At 34.6% G+C, this 4,274-nt stretch carries 3 protein-coding genes; all 3 read left to right on the top strand.

Going from position 1 to position 4,274, the window contains the following annotated elements; genetic code table 11:
* The coding region (dnaN, locus tag GSY74_RS08435) for a DNA polymerase III subunit beta (protein WP_164664665.1) at positions 1 to 1,011 on the top strand (1,011 nt) is incomplete at its 5' end.
* 14 nt (positions 1,012 to 1,025) lie between these two features.
* Positions 1,026 to 2,657 (top strand): CTP synthase, encoded by a 1,632-nt coding sequence (locus GSY74_RS08430; protein WP_164664664.1) that lies wholly within the window; start codon positions 1,026 to 1,028, stop codon positions 2,655 to 2,657.
* A 23-nt stretch (positions 2,658 to 2,680) separates the two neighbouring features.
* Positions 2,681 to 4,274: single-stranded-DNA-specific exonuclease RecJ (gene recJ / locus GSY74_RS08425; protein WP_164664663.1), on the top strand; the 1,594-nt coding region annotated here is incomplete at its 3' end.

Here is a 4,274-nt window from a genome sequence, read left to right as displayed (position 1 = left end):
TTTTTAGAAAAAAAAGATGCTAGTCAAATTACCTCTCATCTGCTAATCGAAGCAAAAGAGAATAGTTGTGTGATAAAAGCAACCGACGGAGAGATAGGACTTTTGATTCGAACAGAAAATATAACAGTTGAAGAGGAGGGAACAGTTACTGCTAATGGCAAAAAACTCCTAGATATTATTCGCATTTTAAAAGATGAAGAGATTACTCTTGAAGAGTTAAATAACAATCTGCATATAAAACAGAACCAATCAAAATTCAGATTGCCTATTTTTGATTTTGAAAATTTTCCATCTTTCCCAAAAATTGAAGACAAATCAAAAATTTCATTAGACTCAACAGAACTTATCAAGGCTCTTAAAAATATATCAACCTCGATAGACAGCAATAATCCAAAATATGAACTAAATGGTGCTCTGTTAAAAATCAAAAACCGTTCAACCCAAATAGTTGGAACCGATACACGAAGACTTTCTGTTGTCACAATAAACAACAAGAGTGAAAAAGAACTCTCATTGATAATTCCCAAAAAAGCGATAATGGAGATTCAAAAACTATTTACTCATAAAATTGATATTTATTACGATGAGACCAATCTTGTGATAAATGATAAAGATTATTATTTTTATACCCGTTTGATTAATGGCAATTTTCCAAATTATGAACGAATCATCCCAAATAATAATCAATACGCTATAACTCTGCCCAAAATAGAGATGCTAGAATCTATCAAAATGATTACAACTATATCCCCTGAAATAAAAATAATATTCAGAAAAAATTCTATTTTCTTTGAATCTTTAGCTTCGGATAACATTGAAGCAAAAACCGAACTACTTATTCCTCTGGGACTTGATGAGGATTTTGAAATAAATGTCAATAGCCGATTTCTTTTAGACTTTATTTCGCAAATAGAGAGTGATTCCTTTGAAATTTCATTAAATGAACCTACATTACCATTTGTTTTAAAGAATAAACAATTTATAACCGTTATAATGCCAATTATTGTTTAATTTAGGAAATATAAATGTCAACCAACCAAACCAAATATATATTTGTAACAGGAGGAGTACTAAGCTCTCTTGGAAAAGGAATTACAGCCGCTAGTATAGGAACTCTTTTGAAACATTCTGGTTTTAGAGTAGGAATTCTTAAACTAGACCCTTATATCAATGTCGACCCTGGTACAATGTCTCCTCTTGAACATGGAGAGGTATTTGTAACTAAAGATGGTGCAGAGACAGATTTGGACTTAGGACACTATGAGAGATTTTTAGATACAAATCTGACTCAAAACAATAACTTCACTACAGGACAGATCTACAAAACAGTTATCGAAAATGAACGAAGAGGCAAATATCTTGGTAAAACAATTCAAATTGTACCTCATATTACCAACGAGATAAAAGAGAGAATCATACTAGCAGGTGAGACAAAAGATATACTTATCGTTGAACTTGGTGGAACTACAGGGGATATGGAGGGGATGCCATTTCTTGAGACTATTCGTCAGATGAGGCATGAGTTTGGTAGAAGTACAGTTATGAATATACATGTAACACTACTTCCCTATATTCGCACAGCGGATGAAATTAAAACTAAACCAACTCAACACTCTGTTCAGGAGTTGAGGCGAATTGGTATTACCCCACAGATGCTTATTTTAAGGTCTGAAACTCGAATACCTAGTGAAATTAAAAGAAAAATTGCTTTTACTTGTGATGTTGAAAATGACTCTGTAATTGAAGCAATAGATGCCCCTACGATATACCAAGTACCTCTAAATTTTATGACACAAGATATACTAGAACCAATATCTAAACAGCTCGGATTAGGTGAAGTTAAGCCTGATATGCAACTTTGGGCTGATTTGGTAGACAAAATTATTGAACCAACTAAAAAGACAACTATAGCTTTTGTTGGGAAATATTTAGACCTAAAAGAGTCTTATAAGTCACTGACCGAAGCACTTATTCACGCTGGAGCAACTCTTGATACCGCTGTTGAGATAAGATGGGTAGATAGTGAAAAGGTTGAAAACAATGGTGCCAAAAAATATCTTATCGATTGTGATGCTGTTTTAGTTGCAGGTGGTTTTGGTGAACGAGGTATAGAGGGTAAAATAGAATCTATACAGTATGCAAGAGAGAACAGAATCCCATTTTTAGGTATCTGTCTTGGAATGCAACTTGCTATGATTGAATTTGCACGAAATATATTAGGTTTAAAAGAGGCAACTTCTGTTGAACACAACGAGAATACACATGAGCCTATTATCTTTCTTATTGATGAATTTATTGATGCAACAGGATCAAAACAGGTAAGAACAACCACTTCACCATTAGGTGGAACCATGCGTCTTGGTGAGTATGAGTGTAATACTAAAGAGGGGTCATCTCTAAGAGAAGCGTATGGAGCTTCCACAATTTTTGAGAGACACAGACACAGGTATGAAGCCAATCCGACATATAGAGAAGCTCTAGAGCTTAATGGGATGGAGATTACAGGTGAATCAAATGGTCTTATAGAGGCTATAGAGGTGAGAGACCATCCTTGGTTCCTAGGCGTTCAATTCCATCCAGAGTTTACCTCACGATTGCAAAATCCAAACCCAACAATCCTAGCTTTTGTAAAAAAAGCTTTAAACAACAAATCGTAGGTTCGGTAACACCGAACAAAAATATGCATTATCCAAAAATAACCCCTATTCAAATAGAACAAAAACTAAAACAGCGTTTTGAAAAAGAGGGTTTCCTCTCTTTAGCTAATCTGCCCCACCCCTCAACATTCAAAGATATGGACAGAGCCACCAAGAGAATAGTCCAAGCGATAGATAACCAAGAGAAAATTGTATTAATAGGTGACTATGATGTAGATGGAGTAGTCTCAACAACCCTTATAAAACTCTTTTTTGATGAAATAGGAGTTGAACTAGAGTGGATAATTCCAAACCGTTTTAGAGATGGTTACGGACTCTCTGCCAATATTATCTCCAAAATAGAAGATTATGATTTAGCAATTACCGTTGATAATGGAATATCAGCAGTAGAAGCAGCCCAGTTATGTAAAAAGCATAATATAGAGCTGATTATTACAGACCACCATCTTCTACCAAAGGTCTTACCTGAAGCCTATGCAATCATAGACCAAAAGCAAGAGGATTGCTCTTTTCCTTATGATGAGGTGTGTGGTGCTCAAATTGCATGGTATCTAATCTCTTCATTGAAAAAAGCTCTAAATCTCTCTGTTGATACCAAATCTTATATTGGTTTAGTATCCCTTGCTATTATTGCAGATATGATGCCTCTACAACATATAAACAGAGCTATGGTTTTGGCCGGACTACAGCTTCTAAACAGAAGTGAACTTCCTGCGATTAAAGCGTTTAGAGAGAAACTAGGCAAAAAGTCACTAAATTCAGAAGATATAGGTTTTCAAATAGCACCTGTGCTTAATAGTGCAGGACGAATGGATGATGCAAAGTGGTCAGTAGAGTTTTTAATGAGTTCAAATATCTATGATGCACGAATTCGTCTTGATAGATTAGTTGACTTTAACAATAGTAGAAAAGAGACCGAGCAGAGAATTACAGAAGAGGCATTAGAACAGGTTAATCCAAATGATAAGGTGATTGTTGTTAATGGAGATAATTGGCATGAGGGTGTAGTTGGTATTGTTGCGGCTCGTGTAGGACGATTTTATGAGAAGCCAACAATTGTTTTAACTAAAAGCGAAAATGGAGATTTAAAGGGTAGTGGTAGAAGTTTTCATGAGTGTAACCTTTTTAAAATCACCAATGGATGTAGAGAGCTTTTGAATAAGTTTGGTGGACACCATGCGGCCATTGGTCTTAGTCTGCCAATAGAAAATTTAGAACCATTTAGAGAAAAGTTACAAAAAAATTATTTAGCAGAGGAGTATAGTGAAGATCTGATTGACCCTGATATTTTAGGAGAGTTAAGTTTTTCACATATAGATTTTCATCTTGTGAATATGATGAAACAGTTTGAACCATTTGGTCAAGCTAATAGCAAACCAAAATTTATAACCTCTAATGTTTTGATTGAAGATGTAGCAGATATGGGAAAAAATTCAGAACATAGACGATTTTTATTTTCTCATAATGGCATAGTTAAACAGGGTGTACTTTTTAAGACAAAAGAGCTATTTGAGATAGGTCAAATGGTTACTATTATCTATGGAGTAAATGAGAACCATTTCAGTGGTAGAAGCACTATCCAACTGATGTTAGAGAAGCTTATAATTAATATAAATT

This window comes from Sulfurovum sp. bin170 (genome assembly GCF_010892395.1).
GTDB lineage: Bacteria > Campylobacterota > Campylobacteria > Campylobacterales > Sulfurovaceae > UBA1140.
Note: the sequence above shows the minus strand (reverse complement) of the source record. Positions and strands in the feature narration are given on the sequence as shown.